Source organism: Ensifer sp. Root558 (assembly GCF_001427045.1).
In the GTDB taxonomy this organism is placed as follows: Bacteria; Pseudomonadota; Alphaproteobacteria; order Rhizobiales; family Rhizobiaceae; genus Ensifer; species Ensifer adhaerens.
In genome coordinates, this window is the sequence record NZ_LMGC01000012.1 from 342,104 (window position 1) to 354,967 (window position 12,864).

General features: G+C 62.7%; 13 protein-coding genes. All 13 read left to right on the top strand.

Annotated elements, in window-relative coordinates; all coding sequences use genetic code 11:
- Positions 1-27 precede the first annotated feature (27 nt).
- Entirely contained in the window at positions 28-1,092 is a 1,065-nt protein-coding gene (gene trpS, locus ASD63_RS15040) for a tryptophan--tRNA ligase (RefSeq protein WP_034797415.1), read from the top strand.
- A gap of 166 nt (positions 1,093-1,258) precedes the next feature.
- Entirely contained in the window at positions 1,259-1,750 is a 492-nt protein-coding gene (locus ASD63_RS15045) for a universal stress protein (protein ID WP_034797413.1), read from the top strand.
- A 105-nt stretch (positions 1,751-1,855) separates the two neighbouring features.
- Positions 1,856-2,422 (top strand): NifU family protein, encoded by a 567-nt coding sequence (locus tag ASD63_RS15050; RefSeq protein ID WP_034797411.1) that lies wholly within the window; start codon positions 1,856-1,858, stop codon positions 2,420-2,422.
- Positions 2,423-2,523: 101 nt separating this feature from the next.
- Positions 2,524-3,183: a tRNA (adenosine(37)-N6)-threonylcarbamoyltransferase complex dimerization subunit type 1 TsaB gene (tsaB, locus tag ASD63_RS15055; protein ID WP_034797409.1), complete on the top strand. Its 660-nt coding sequence runs from the start codon at positions 2,524-2,526 to the stop codon at positions 3,181-3,183.
- A gap of 6 nt (positions 3,184-3,189) precedes the next feature.
- Entirely contained in the window at positions 3,190-3,687 is a 498-nt protein-coding gene (locus ASD63_RS15060; protein WP_060519776.1) for an N-acetyltransferase, read from the top strand.
- 154 nt (positions 3,688-3,841) lie between these two features.
- On the top strand, positions 3,842-4,633 hold the full coding sequence (locus ASD63_RS15065; RefSeq protein ID WP_034797405.1) for a lysophospholipid acyltransferase family protein: 792 nt from the start codon (positions 3,842-3,844) through the stop codon (positions 4,631-4,633).
- Positions 4,634-4,704: 71 nt separating this feature from the next.
- Entirely contained in the window at positions 4,705-6,105 is a 1,401-nt protein-coding gene (miaB, locus tag ASD63_RS15070; protein ID WP_034797403.1) for a tRNA (N6-isopentenyl adenosine(37)-C2)-methylthiotransferase MiaB, read from the top strand.
- A 27-nt stretch (positions 6,106-6,132) separates the two neighbouring features.
- Complete coding sequence (locus ASD63_RS15075) at positions 6,133-7,188, top strand: PhoH family protein (protein WP_034797402.1); 1,056 nt, start codon at positions 6,133-6,135, stop codon at positions 7,186-7,188.
- A gap of 18 nt (positions 7,189-7,206) precedes the next feature.
- Positions 7,207-7,713 carry an rRNA maturation RNase YbeY gene (gene ybeY, locus ASD63_RS15080; protein ID WP_034797399.1) on the top strand — a complete coding sequence of 169 codons (507 nt, stop codon included), beginning with the start codon at positions 7,207-7,209 and terminating at the stop codon, positions 7,711-7,713.
- 12 nt (positions 7,714-7,725) lie between these two features.
- Complete coding sequence (locus tag ASD63_RS15085) at positions 7,726-8,886, top strand: hemolysin family protein (RefSeq protein ID WP_034797397.1); 1,161 nt, start codon at positions 7,726-7,728, stop codon at positions 8,884-8,886.
- Positions 8,887-9,116: 230 nt separating this feature from the next.
- Positions 9,117-10,712, top strand: coding sequence for an apolipoprotein N-acyltransferase (gene lnt, locus ASD63_RS15090; RefSeq protein WP_034797395.1), 1,596 nt, complete (start codon positions 9,117-9,119; stop codon positions 10,710-10,712).
- 146 nt (positions 10,713-10,858) lie between these two features.
- On the top strand, positions 10,859-11,278 hold the full coding sequence (locus ASD63_RS15095) for a helix-turn-helix domain-containing protein (protein WP_034797393.1): 420 nt from the start codon (positions 10,859-10,861) through the stop codon (positions 11,276-11,278).
- A 202-nt stretch (positions 11,279-11,480) separates the two neighbouring features.
- Positions 11,481-12,749: a methionine adenosyltransferase gene (metK, locus tag ASD63_RS15100; protein ID WP_034797391.1), complete on the top strand. Its 1,269-nt coding sequence runs from the start codon at positions 11,481-11,483 to the stop codon at positions 12,747-12,749.
- The last annotated feature ends 115 nt before the right edge of the window (positions 12,750-12,864 follow it).

Genomic DNA, 12,864 nt, shown 5'->3' on the forward strand with positions numbered 1-12,864 from the left:
GCCCTCCACCAGCCTATTGAGGACGACATGAACGAATTTAAGCCGCTCGTATTCTCCGGCGTTCAGCCGACGGGCAATCTCCATCTCGGCAATTATCTCGGCGCGATCCGCAAGTTCGTGGCGCTGCAGGAAAACAACGATTGCATCTATTGCGTCGTCGACCTGCACTCGATCACCGCGCAGCTCGTGCATGAGGACCTGAAGGGGCAGATCCGCTCGATCGCCGCCGCCTTCATCGCTTCGGGCATCGATCCGAACAAGCATATTGTCTTCAACCAGTCGGCCGTGCCGCAGCACGCGGAACTCGCCTGGATCTTCAATTGCGTCGCCCGCATCGGCTGGATGAACCGCATGACGCAGTTCAAGGACAAGGCCGGCAAGGACCGCGAGAATGCGTCGCTCGGCCTGCTGGCCTATCCGAGTCTGATGGCGGCCGACATCCTCGTCTATCGCGCCACCCATGTTCCCGTTGGCGACGACCAGAAGCAGCACCTGGAGCTGACGCGTGATATCGCCCAGAAGTTCAACATCGACTTCATGGAGCATATTCGCAGCGCTGGTTACGGTGTCGACATGGTTGTCGGCGAAGAGCCGATCCATGCCTACTTCCCGCCGGTCGAGCCGCTGATCGGTGGCGCTACGCCGCGCGTCATGTCGCTGCGTGACGGCACCAAGAAGATGTCGAAGTCGGATCCCTCCGATCTCTCGCGCGTCAACCTGATGGACGACGCAGAGACGATCTCGAAGAAGATCCGCAAGGCCAAGACCGATCCGGACGCGCTTCCGAGCGAAGTGGACGGTCTGAAGGGTCGTCCCGAGGCGGACAACCTCGTCGGTATCTACGCGGCGCTGTCGGACAAGACCAAGGAGCAGGTGCTCGCCGAATTCGGTGGGCAGCAGTTCTCGGTCTTCAAGCCGGCGCTGGTCGACCTTGCGGTTGAGGTTCTCTCGCCGATCACGGCCGAGATGCGCCGCCTGATGGGCGACACCGCCCATATCGACGCAATCCTTAGGGATGGCGGCGAGCGGGCGCGGGCGCGGGCAGAAAAGACGATGCGCGAAGTGCGCGAAATCATCGGCTTTCTGCAGTAAATTGATTGGGTCCGGGGAACTCCCGGACCCAGTTTCATTTTGATGGTCGGACTTCGCTAGCCGAAGTGAACCTCGACCGGAAAGCCTCGGGCACTTTTCCGTGCCCTCGTCCGAAACGCAAAAATCAGACCTTGCGGCGGCTCGCGCGGGATGTATTGTTCACCCTATGGTCTCGACCCGACTCTCTCGACTTGAAGGACACCGCCGCAAATTCATGGCGGTGATAGACGATACCCCGGAATGCGGGCGCGCCGTGCACTATGCGGGCATGCGCGCCAAGAATTCCAATGGTGGCCTCGTCCTGCTCTATGTGATCGCCGACGGCGACTTCCAGCAATGGCTGGGGGTCGAGGAAATCATGCGTGCGGAAGCACGCGAGGAGGCCGAGGCGACGCTCGCCAAGGTGTCCCAATCGGTCCGCGAGCGGATCGGCATCGAGCCCGAGGTCGTCATCCGCGAGGGCACGGCCACGGAGCAGATCCACGCGGCGATCGAAGAAGATCGCGACATCGCCATTCTGGTTCTCGCGGCCGGCTCGGCGAAAGAAGGCCCCGGTCCGCTGGTGTCGTCCATTGCCGGCAAGGCCGCGGCCTTTCCGATCCCCGTCACGGTCATCCCGGATGCCTTGACGGATGAGGAGATCGACGCGCTCAGCTGACCTGCGTCGCTATGTGCTCTTGCGACTAGACGGCCATGCTCCTATATTCTTTTGAATTATTCTAAAAAGCTGGGCGGATGCCGCTCCGGCGAAACGGAGACAGACATGTTCATTCAGACCGAAGCCACGCCGAATCCGGCGACGCTGAAGTTTTTGCCGGGCAAGGTCGTCCTGGAAAACGGCACGGCCGAGTTCCGCGACGAGGAAGAAGCACGCGCCGGCTCGCCGCTCGCGGCACGGCTGTTTTCGATCCCCGGCGTCACCGGCGTCTATTTCGGCTACGATTTCATTACCGTCAGCAAGGAAGGCCAGGAATGGCAGCACCTGAAGCCGGCGATCCTCGGTTCGATCATGGAGCACTTCATGTCGGGCCAGGCGATCATGGCTGGCAGCGGCCGCGCCGAGCAGTCCGACGAGGAAGACGAGTTCTTCGACGAGGGTGACGAAACGATCGTCGCCACGATCAAGGAACTGTTGGAAACCCGCGTACGTCCGGCCGTCGCCCAAGATGGCGGTGACATCACCTTCCGCGGCTTCAAGGATGGGACTGTGTTCCTCAACATGAAGGGCGCCTGCTCCGGTTGCCCGTCGTCCACCGCGACGCTGAAGCATGGCGTGCAGAACCTGCTGCGCCACTTCGTTCCCGAGGTGGAGGCCGTCGAGGCCGTCTGATATAGCGCGCGCCTGTCCGGCGCGCCGGTTTCGCGTATCGATTTTGCCGCAAAGCCCGATCGGCTTTGCGGCTTGTGGCGTCTGAAAGATCCTGCGTTGAAATGATTGTACTTGCGCTCGACACGTCCGGTTCCGGTTGCTCCGTTGCCGTCTATGACAGCGAAACGGAAGCCGTGCTCGGGCGTTCCGGGGCCGATCTCGGCAAGGGACACGCCGAGCGGCTGATGGAGTTCGTCGACGAGGCATTGGCTGCGTCCGGCCGGTCGCTTGACGCTATCGACCGCATCGCCGTCACTGTCGGCCCGGGATCCTTCACCGGCATTCGCGTCGGCGTAGCGGCCGCTCGCGGCCTGGCGCTTGCGCTCGGCAAACCCGCCGTCGGCGTCTCGACACTTGCGGTCGTGGCCGAGGGGCTGCGCCGGACGGCCGCCGGAAAGCCCGTCCTTGTCGCCATCGACGCCAAGCGGGACGAGGTCTATCTCCAGGCTTTCGATGCGACCGGTAGCGCCACGGGTGAGCCCGAAGCACTCTCCGTCGGAAGTGCGCGCGAACGATTTGCCGGTTTCGACGGCGTCATAGGCGGCTCCGGCGCGCATCTCGTCGCTGCCGATCTACCGCTCAAGCCTTCAGAACTCATCGATGTCGCCGCCGTCGCCAAACTTGGTGCCGCTGCCGATCCAGCCTCGGCCAAGCCGCGTCCGTTATATCTCCGAGGCCCCGACGCCAAGCCGCAGGCGGGCTTCGCGATTGCCCGAGCATAGACCGAGATGAGCTTCACCGATTACTTCACCCGCCGCACCGAGTTCGACATCTTCCCCTTGGAGGAGGCGGACCTGATTGCCGCGGCGGCGCTGCACCGTCAGCGTTTCGCGGCCCCGTGGAGCGATGGCGAAATCCATGCGCTTCTGGTCCAAGAGACGGTGTTCGGCTTTGTCGCCCGGCAGACCAATGGCAGCTTTCGCCCGGCATTCGGTGGGTTTGTCCTGTCGCGTGCGGTTGCCGGTGAGGCGGAAATCCTGACGATCGGTGTCGAGCCGCGTTATGCGCGCTCCGGTCTCGGCTGGCGGTTGATGCAGGCGGCAATGCGTGAAGCGCTGGTCAAGGGCTCCGAGGCCCTGTTCCTCGAAGTCGACGAGACCAACCAGCCGGCAATCGGGCTTTACCGTAAGCTCGGCTTCAACAAGGTCGGCGAACGCCGCGCCTATTACCAGGACAAGGCCGGCCAGCGGACCGCCGCGCTTGTCATGCGGCTCGATCTTCGCTAGTCCCGACACGGACAGGGGCAGGATGAGGAAGGCCAAGGCGGTCTTCCGCCCGCATCCCGCATTACCCTATCGGAACAGGTCACGATGATCGCGCCGCGGTTCGGCTCCAGATCATCGAGATTCTCAAGGTCTCGCGCAGGAAAACTCTTCCCGGATGGTCAATTGGCTACGGATCGCGATCTTCGCAGCGCTTCTGGCGCTGGTTTCGCTCGTGCTGATGCCGCTTCAGGTCGTCTGCCTCTGGCTTGATCTGAAACCCCGGCGCCGTCTGCCGCGATATTGGCACCGGCTCGCCTGTTACCTTCTTGGCATAAAGGTGCGCGTTCATGGCATGGCGGATCGCCGCCGGCCGCTTTTGATCTGCGCCAACCACGCCTCCTGGAAGGACATTCTGGTGCTCTCCTCGGTTGCCGACGTCGTCTTCGTCGCCAAGTCCGAGGTGAAGGGCTGGCCGGTCTTCGGCGTGCTTGCCCGGCTGCAGGCGTCGATCTTCGTCGAGCGCGAGCAGAAGCGCTCGACCGGCAAGCAGGTGAGCGAAATCGGCGAGCGCATGGCGGCCGGTGAAATCGTCGTGCTCTTTCCCGAGGGAACGACCTCCGACGGCAACCGTCTGCTGGAGATCAAGACCTCGCTTTTCGGGGCTGCCGCTTCCGCCGTGCCGCATTCGCCGACCGGTCTCGTGCATGTGCAGCCGGTCGCGATCTCCTATACCGGTATCCATGGCATGCCGATGGGCCGCTTCAACCGGCCGATCGCCGCCTGGCCGGGCGACACCGAACTGGTGCCGCATTTGCTCGGCATCCTGCGTGAGGGCGCGATCGAAGTCGACGTCGATTTCGGTGAGGCCATCGATTACGACCGCCATACCAATCGCAAGGAGGTGAGCCGCACGGTCGAGCAGCGCATCCGCAGCATGCTGTCGGATCGTCTGCGCGGGCGGGCTTGAAACGCCCCGGGCAAGGACCGCTGCGCCGAAAATACTTCAACTTCCGACCGCTTTGCACTAAAGAACCCGGCATGACCCAGGAAACCGCCCTTCTGTCGACGACGCCCGCCACGGGCGACGAGCGCGCCCCGGCCCGCAAGGTCTTCGTCAAGACCTACGGCTGCCAGATGAACGTCTACGATTCCGACCGCATGACGGACGCCCTGTCGCGGGACGGCTACGTCTCGACCGATGTGCTGGAAGACGCAGACTTCGTCCTGCTCAACACCTGTCACATTCGCGAGAAGGCGGCAGAGAAGGTGTATTCCGAACTCGGCCGCCTGCGCGATCTGAAGAAGGAAAGGGCCAAGGAAGGCCGCGAGATGGTGATCGGCGTTGCCGGCTGCGTCGCGCAGGCCGAAGGCAACGAGATCCTGCGGCGCGCACCGGCCGTCGACCTGGTGATCGGCCCGACCACCTATCACCGGCTGCCCGAGGCGCTGAAGCGCGCCCGCAGCGGCGAGCGTGTCGTGCAGACGGAGTATGCCGTCGAAGACAAGTTCGAACACCTGCCGGCACCCGACAAGGCAAAGACCCGCATGCGCGGCGTTACCGCGTTCCTGACGGTTCAGGAAGGCTGCGACAAGTTCTGCACCTTCTGTGTCGTGCCCTACACGCGCGGCTCCGAGGTTTCCCGCCCCGTCGCCCAGATCGTCTCGGAGGCGGAAAAGCTGGTCGAGGGCGGCGTGCGCGAGATCACCCTGCTCGGTCAGAACGTCAACGCCTGGCACGGCGTCGGGCCCGATGGCCGCGAATGGGGCCTTGGCGACCTGCTTTCGCGTCTTGGCGAGATCGGGGGTCTTGCCCGGCTGCGTTACACCACCAGCCACCCGCGCGACATGGACGACAGCCTGATCGAGGCGCATCGCTCGATGGTAAAGCTGATGCCCTACCTGCACTTGCCGGTGCAGTCCGGCTCCGACCGTATCCTGAAGGCGATGAACCGCAGGCATACGGCGGCGGAATATCTGGCGCTGATCGCGCGCATCCGCGCCGTCCAGCCGGACCTCGCATTGTCGGGCGATTTCATCGTCGGCTTCCCCGGCGAGACCGATGAAGACTTCGAGGACACCATGCGCCTCGTCGAAGCCGTGGGTTATGCACAGGCATTTTCATTCAAATATTCGACCCGTCCCGGCACGCCGGGCGCCGAGCTCGGCGACCAGGTTCCCGAGGACGTGAAAGCCAAGCGCTTGGAAAAATTGCAGGCTTTGCTGTTTTCCCAGCAGCGCGCCTTTGCCGAGTCCTGCGTCGGCCGCGAAATCGACCTGCTTTTGGAGAAGGAAGGGCGCATGCCCGGCCAGCTCGTCGGGCGATCGCCGTGGCTGCAGCCGGTGAATGTTGATGCAAAAGCATCGCAAATCGGTGACATTATCAAGGTGCGAATCATCAAGGCCGGGCCGAACAGCCTGTTTGCGGAGATGATCGGGTAAGGACCGAAAACAAGGAGCCTGAACCGCTTGAACGGACACGAATTGATCTCTTCATCCACGCGCCAGTCGAAAACAACTGCGACAGACGCCAATCACTTCGTGCTGACCTTCGAGAACAATCGGTTCGCCAGCGAGCTCTTCGGCCAGTTCGATCAGAACTTGAAGCTTCTCGAAGAGCGCCTGCGCATCGACGCTCGGCCGCGCGGCAATTCCGTCGCGATCTCGGGTGACGTCGTCGCCACCAACCAGGCCCGCCGTGCTCTCGATTATCTCTACGGGCGGTTGCAGGGCGGCGCGTCGATCGATACGTCTGATGTCGAGGGTGCGATCCGTATGGCGGTTGCCGCCGACGATCAGCTACAATTGCCGACCATGGAGCGTAAAGCCAAATTGACAATGGCGCAGATTTCGACGCGCAAGAAGACGATCGCCGCGCGTACGCCAACGCAGGATGCCTATATCCGAGCGCTCGAGCGGTCCGAGCTCGTCTTCGGCGTAGGCCCCGCGGGTACCGGCAAGACCTATCTTGCCGTCGCCCACGCCGCACAGCTGCTTGAGCGCGGCGCCGTCGATCGTATTGTGCTCTCTCGCCCTGCCGTCGAGGCGGGCGAGCGCCTGGGCTTCCTGCCGGGCGACATGAAGGAGAAGGTCGATCCCTATCTTCGGCCGCTCTACGACGCGCTCTATGACATGATGCCGGGCGACAAGGTCGAACGCGCGATCACCGCCGGGGTCATCGAAATCGCGCCGCTCGCCTTCATGCGCGGCCGTACGCTCGCCAATGCTGCCGTCATCCTCGACGAGGCACAGAACACCACATCGATGCAGATGAAGATGTTCCTGACCCGTCTTGGCGAAAACGGCCGGATGATCGTCACCGGCGATCCGAGCCAGGTGGACCTGCCGCGCGGCGTTAAATCGGGCCTGGTCGAGGCCCTGCAGATCCTGAGAGGGGTCGAGGGCGTTTCGGTGGTCCGCTTCAAGGATGTCGATGTCGTTCGCCATCCGATGGTGGCGCGCATCGTCAAGGCCTACGAATCCCATACGGCCGTGCACGACGAAAGCGAGCAGGGCGACCGCTAACAGGCGGTCGCTGCGATCATGACGGCTTTGGATATCCAGATCAGCGTGGAAGAGGGCAACTGGCCGGACGAAGAGGCGTTGCTCGCCTTCTCGTCGCCCGTGCTCGAAGTGGCGGCAGCCTTTCTCGCAAGCGAAGAAAAGCAGCCGTTGCCGAAGATGCCGCCGGAGCTCTCGCTCGTCTTCACCGACGATGCCTCCATGCGCGCGATCAACGCCGAGTGGCGCAACCAGGACAAGCCGACCAACGTTCTGTCCTTCCCGGCCTTTCCCGTGACGCCCGGATCGATGCCCGGACCGATGCTCGGCGACATCATCGTTGCCCGCGAAACCCTCGAGCGCGAGGCGGTGGAGCTCGAGAAGTCCTTCGATCAGCATCTGACGCATCTTCTCGTGCATGGATTCCTGCATCTTTTCGGCTATGATCATATGGAAGATGATGAAGCCGAAAGAATGGAAAGCCTGGAGACTCGCATTTTGGCGCGTCTTGGCTTATCTGACCCCTACGGGGATCGTACCCCGGATTAACAGTTTGGACCGATGAGCGATTATAAAACACAGCCTGTCGCGCTGGCGACCGAGGAGGCAGATGCCTCCGGAGAGGCGGAGGCGGGCAGTAGTAGCACCGCCACTCGACACGAGGGCACGAAATCCACTTCCACCTTCTGGAGCCGGGCCGCGCGCCTTTTGCGCGGCGCAAGTCCATCGAGCCTGCGCGAGGATCTTGCTGACGCGCTGCAGACCGATGCCGACAGCAACACGGTCTTTTCGCCCGGCGAACGGGCGATGCTCAACAACATCCTGCGCTTCCGCGAGGTCCGGGTCGAGGACGTCATGGTCCCGCGCGCCGACATCGAGGCGGTCGATCAGAGCATCACCATCGGCGAGCTGATGGTGATCTTCGAGGAATCCGGCCGCTCGCGCATGCCGGTCTATAGCGACGGGCTCGATGACCCTCGCGGCATGGTCCACATTCGCGACCTGCTGTCCTACGTCACCAAACAGGCCCGCAATCGCCGGCGTAACGGCAAGGCCCAGGCGTCGACGACGGCTGCGTCCGAAAAGACGCCGCGCTCGCCCAAGGCAAGTTTCGACCTTTCACGTGTCGATCTCGGCAAGTCGTTGGAAGAGGCGGGCATCGTCCGCCAGCTTCTCTTCGTGCCGCCCTCTATGCTGGCCTCCGACTTGATGCAGCGCATGCAGGCGGCCCGTATCCAGATGGCGCTCGTCATCGACGAATATGGCGGAACCGATGGCCTCGTCTCGCTCGAAGACATCGTCGAGATGGTCGTCGGCGACATCGAGGATGAGCACGACGATGACGAAGTCATGTTCGCGCGCACTTCGGACGATGTCTTTATCGCCGACGCTCGTGTCGAGCTGGAAGAGATCGCCGCGGCGATCGGTCCCGACTTCGACGTGCGCGAACAGCTCGAAGACGTCGACACCCTCGGCGGCCTGATCTTCGCTTCACTGGGCCGCATTCCCGTACGCGGCGAGGTCGTTCAGGCGATCCCGGGCTTCGAGTTCCAGATCCTCGACGCCGACCCGCGCCGCGTGAAGCGCGTCCGCATCATGCGCAAGCGCCCGCCCGCCCGCCGCCGCGTCCTGAGACCGGAAGGCGAGACGATTGCGGAGACCGGTGCGCTCAATCGCGCCAACGGTGCAGCCGCCCCCGAGGCAGCGGCCGACGAACAATAATTGTCCGGTTCCCGCGCGTTTCTGCGCGCGCGGGAAGTCCTCCCCCCACCTGTGACATCTCCCGAGGCTGTGTCGTAAACACCGACCAAGGGCCGGAACCGTCGTCTCGCCCCCCTAATCCAGCCCCGAAAGGGGACAGGCAGCCGGTTTTTTGAAAGACTGGCCCCGATTGATTCGGGTGTTGTTTCGCTCCTTCGCTGTGGCAGGCTGCGGGATCGACTGGAGGCTGTATGGCAAGATTGGCTGGCAGGGTGATGCTACTTTCCGGGTTCCCCCGGGCTTTGCTTGCTTTCTTCGCGGGGCTGCTCGCGGTTCTGGCCCAGCCGCCCTTCGGCATCTTCGCCTTTGCTTTCGTCGCTTTCCCGATTCTCGTCTGGCTGCTCGACGGTGCGACCGGAAGTCCGGACGGTGGCTTCATCCGCCGGCTCTGGCCGGCTGCGGTTGTCGGCTGGTGGTTCGGCTTCGGTTACTTCCTCGGTGGTCTCTGGTGGCTCGGCAATGCGCTGCTCGTCGAGGCCGACGAGTTCGCCTGGGCGCTGCCGCTCGCCGTCGTGGGCCTGCCGGCCTTTCTCGCGCTGTTCTATGCGCTGGCGACGCTGATCGCCCGCCTTTTCTGGTCCGACGGCGTCGGGCGCATCGCCGCACTCGCCCTGGGCTTCGGGCTTGCCGAATGGCTGCGCAGCTTCCTCTTTACCGGCTTTCCCTGGAATGCGATCGGCTATGCGGCCATGCCGATGCCGCTGATGATGCAGTCGGCAAGCGTCATCAATCTCGCGACCGTCAACATGCTCGCCGTCTTCGTCTTTGCCGCTCCCGCCCTGATCGCGACGGGCCGCGGGAGCCGGATCGGGCTCACGATCGCCGTCGTGCTTTTTGCCGGCCATGTGGGCTTCGGCTTCTATCGCCTGGCGCAGCCGGCGCCGGCCTCGCCCGAGCCGCCGCTGGCCGTGCGCCTCGTCCAGCCGGTGATCGACCAGGCAAAGAAGCTCGATGACGGCGAGCGTGCCGCGGTGTTCGAGGAGCATCTGGCTTTGACTGCCGTGGCTCCGGAGAAAGACGGCAAGCGGCCGGATATCGTCGTCTGGCCCGAGACGTCGATCCCTTTCATCCTCACCGACAATCCGGACGCACTGGCGCGTATCGCCGAGGTGCTTGATGACGACCAGATCCTGATTGCCGGCGCGGTGCGCGTAGAGGATGCCGGCGCCGGTCTGCCGCCCCGCTACTACAACTCGATCTACATGATCGACGGTCGGGGCCAGATCATCGGCGCTGCCGACAAGGTGCATCTGGTGCCTTTCGGCGAATATCTTCCCTTCGAGGATCTGTTGTCTTCCTGGGGCCTGAGTTCGGTCGCCGCGTCGATGCCCGGTGGCTTCACAGCGGCCAAGAACCGTTCGCTGCTGACGCTGCCCAGCGGCCGCACGCTGTATCCGCTCGTTTGCTACGAGGCGATCTTCCCGGACGAGATCGATGGGGCCGCGCGCCGGGCCGATGTGCTTCTCAATGTTACCAACGACGCCTGGTTCGGAGATACGCCAGGCCCGCGCCAGCATTTCCATCAGGCACAATTAAGGGCCGTTGAAACCGGCACCCCCCTTGTCCGAGCGGCAAACAGCGGTATATCAGCAATTGTTGATGCACGTGGGGTTTTAATGGTAGGATTATCCTACAATTATAGGGGAGTGGTCGACACACTTCTGCCGGGAAGGATGCCTACCCCGTTGGACGACGCTATGCGAAGCCGCGTTTTCTGGCTGGGTGCGATCTTCCTCCTTCTGGTTGCAGTGTTTTCGCGTTTTGGTTTTAATATTAGGAAGAATTGACCTAAAACCCCTAAAATTGCATAGTGGTCCGCACCATCGTCCTTGTTGTGCTGGCTCTGTCCTTATCACCCTGGCGGTCGCTTCGGTGAGCGTAGGTCTCATGCTGGGCGATGGATAAACGAAACAGCGTGTTTGGGAACGCAGATATGATCGAAAACAAGAAGAAGCCGAACCCGATCGACATTCATGTCGGAAGTCGGATTCGTCTTCGCCGTACGATGCTTGGCATGAGCCAAGAGAAGCTCGGCGAAAGTCTGGGGATCACTTTCCAGCAGATCCAGAAGTACGAGAAGGGCACGAACCGCGTCGGCGCCAGCCGGTTGCAGAACATTTCAGGCATCCTGAACGTTCCGGTTTCCTTCTTCTTCGAAGACGCCCCGGGCGATAACGCTGCCGGTCAGTCCGGCATGGCAGAAGCTTCCAGCTCGAACTACGTCGTCGATTTCCTGTCGTCCTCCGAGGGGCTGCAGCTCAACCGCGCTTTCGTCAAGATCACCGACCCGAAGGTTCGCCGCCGGCTCGTCGATCTCGTCAAGGCACTCGCTGCGGAAGCAGAAAGCGAATAGTTCCAACGTTCCCGTCGGGACTTGAAAAACAAAGCGGCCATTTGTGCCGCTTTTTTCTTGCGCGCCTTTCCCTCCGGCGCACCAAAGTGATTGGCTGCAATGGCGATATAAAGATATATTTATGTCGTTGTGTGCTTGTTTTTCGGTCGCAAAACCACTAACACCGTGCCAGCGCTTTTTCTTCATTGAGGGGACTTCCCGCATGCGTGCAAACTACCTGTTCACGAGTGAATCCGTAGCCGAAGGTCATCCGGACAAGGTGTGTGACCGTATCTCCGACGAGATCGTGGACCTGGTCTACCGCGAAGCGGCCAAGACCGGTGTCGATCCCTGGGGCGTGCGTATCGCCTGCGAGACGCTGGCGACCACCAACCGTGTCGTGATTGCCGGCGAAGTGCGCCTGCCGCCGAGCCTTCTGAAGAAGGACAAGGACGGCAACGACGTCATCAACCCCTCGAAGTTCAAGTCCGCCGCCCGCAAGGCGATCCGCGAGATCGGCTATGAGCAGGACGGCTTCCACTGGAAGACGGCGAAGATCGACGTGCTCCTGCACTTCCAGTCTGCTCACATCGCTCAGGGCGTCGACAGCGCTGCCGACAAGCAGGGCGAAGAAGGTGCCGGCGACCAGGGCATCATGTTCGGCTACGCCTGCCGCGAGACCGCCGAGCTGATGCCGGCGCCGATCTACTATTCGCACCGCATCCTCAACCTGCTCGCCGCTGCCCGCAAGAAGGGCGAGGGCGAAGTCGCCAAGCTCGGCCCTGACGCCAAGAGCCAGGTCACCGTACGCTACGTCGACGGCAAGCCGGCGGAAGTCACCTCGATCGTTCTGTCGACGCAGCACCTCGATGACACCTGGGATTCGGTCAAGGTTCGCTCGGTTGTCGAGCCCTATATCCGCGAAGCCCTCGACGATCTGAAGATCGCCGACGACTGCACCTGGTACATCAACCCGACCGGAAAGTTCGTCATCGGCGGCCCGGATGGCGATGCTGGCCTCACCGGCCGCAAGATCATCGTCGACACCTATGGCGGTGCCGCACCGCACGGCGGCGGCGCCTTCTCGGGCAAGGACACGACCAAGGTCGACCGTTCGGCCGCCTATGCTGCCCGTTACCTGGCAAAGAACGTCGTTGCCGCCGGCCTGTCCGACCGTTGCACGATCCAGCTGTCCTACGCCATCGGCGTCGCCCAGCCGCTGTCGATCTATGTCGACCTGCACGGCACCGGCAAGGTTTCGGAAGACCAGGTCGAGGATGCGATCCGCAAGACGATGGACCTGTCGCCGACCGGCATCCGCCGTCATCTCGACCTCAACAAGCCGATCTATGCCAAGACGTCTGCCTATGGCCACTTCGGCCGCAAGGCTGGCCGCGACGGTTCCTTCTCCTGGGAGAAGCTCGACCTCGTGAAGCCGCTGAAGGCTGCGATCGAGCAGAGCGGCGCCGTCAACGGCCGCGCTGCCGCCTAACAGGCGATGGGGCGCGGCGTCACGCCGCGCATTGAAGATAGCGCAACGTCCTGCTATCAGGCGATTGCGAAAATCAAGGCGGGCGCTCCGACAAGGAGCGCCCGCTTCGTTCATT

Excerpts from the sequence above, each read along its gene's own strand:
- trpS (WP_034797415.1), top strand. The coding sequence starts at position 28 with ATGAACGAATTTAAGCCGCTCGTATTCTCCGGCGTTCAGCCGACGGGC.
- ASD63_RS15045 (WP_034797413.1), top strand. The coding sequence starts at position 1,259 with ATGGTCTCGACCCGACTCTCTCGACTTGAAGGACACCGCCGCAAATTC.
- ASD63_RS15050 (WP_034797411.1), top strand. The coding sequence starts at position 1,856 with ATGTTCATTCAGACCGAAGCCACGCCGAATCCGGCGACGCTGAAGTTT.
- tsaB (WP_034797409.1), top strand. The coding sequence starts at position 2,524 with ATGATTGTACTTGCGCTCGACACGTCCGGTTCCGGTTGCTCCGTTGCC.
- ASD63_RS15060 (WP_060519776.1), top strand. The coding sequence starts at position 3,190 with ATGAGCTTCACCGATTACTTCACCCGCCGCACCGAGTTCGACATCTTC.
- ASD63_RS15065 (WP_034797405.1), top strand. The coding sequence starts at position 3,842 with ATGGTCAATTGGCTACGGATCGCGATCTTCGCAGCGCTTCTGGCGCTG.
- miaB (WP_034797403.1), top strand. The coding sequence starts at position 4,705 with ATGACCCAGGAAACCGCCCTTCTGTCGACGACGCCCGCCACGGGCGAC.
- ybeY (WP_034797399.1), top strand. The coding sequence starts at position 7,207 with ATGACGGCTTTGGATATCCAGATCAGCGTGGAAGAGGGCAACTGGCCG.
- ASD63_RS15085 (WP_034797397.1), top strand. The coding sequence starts at position 7,726 with ATGAGCGATTATAAAACACAGCCTGTCGCGCTGGCGACCGAGGAGGCA.
- lnt (WP_034797395.1), top strand. The coding sequence starts at position 9,117 with ATGGCAAGATTGGCTGGCAGGGTGATGCTACTTTCCGGGTTCCCCCGG.
- ASD63_RS15095 (WP_034797393.1), top strand. The coding sequence starts at position 10,859 with ATGATCGAAAACAAGAAGAAGCCGAACCCGATCGACATTCATGTCGGA.
- metK (WP_034797391.1), top strand. The coding sequence starts at position 11,481 with ATGCGTGCAAACTACCTGTTCACGAGTGAATCCGTAGCCGAAGGTCAT.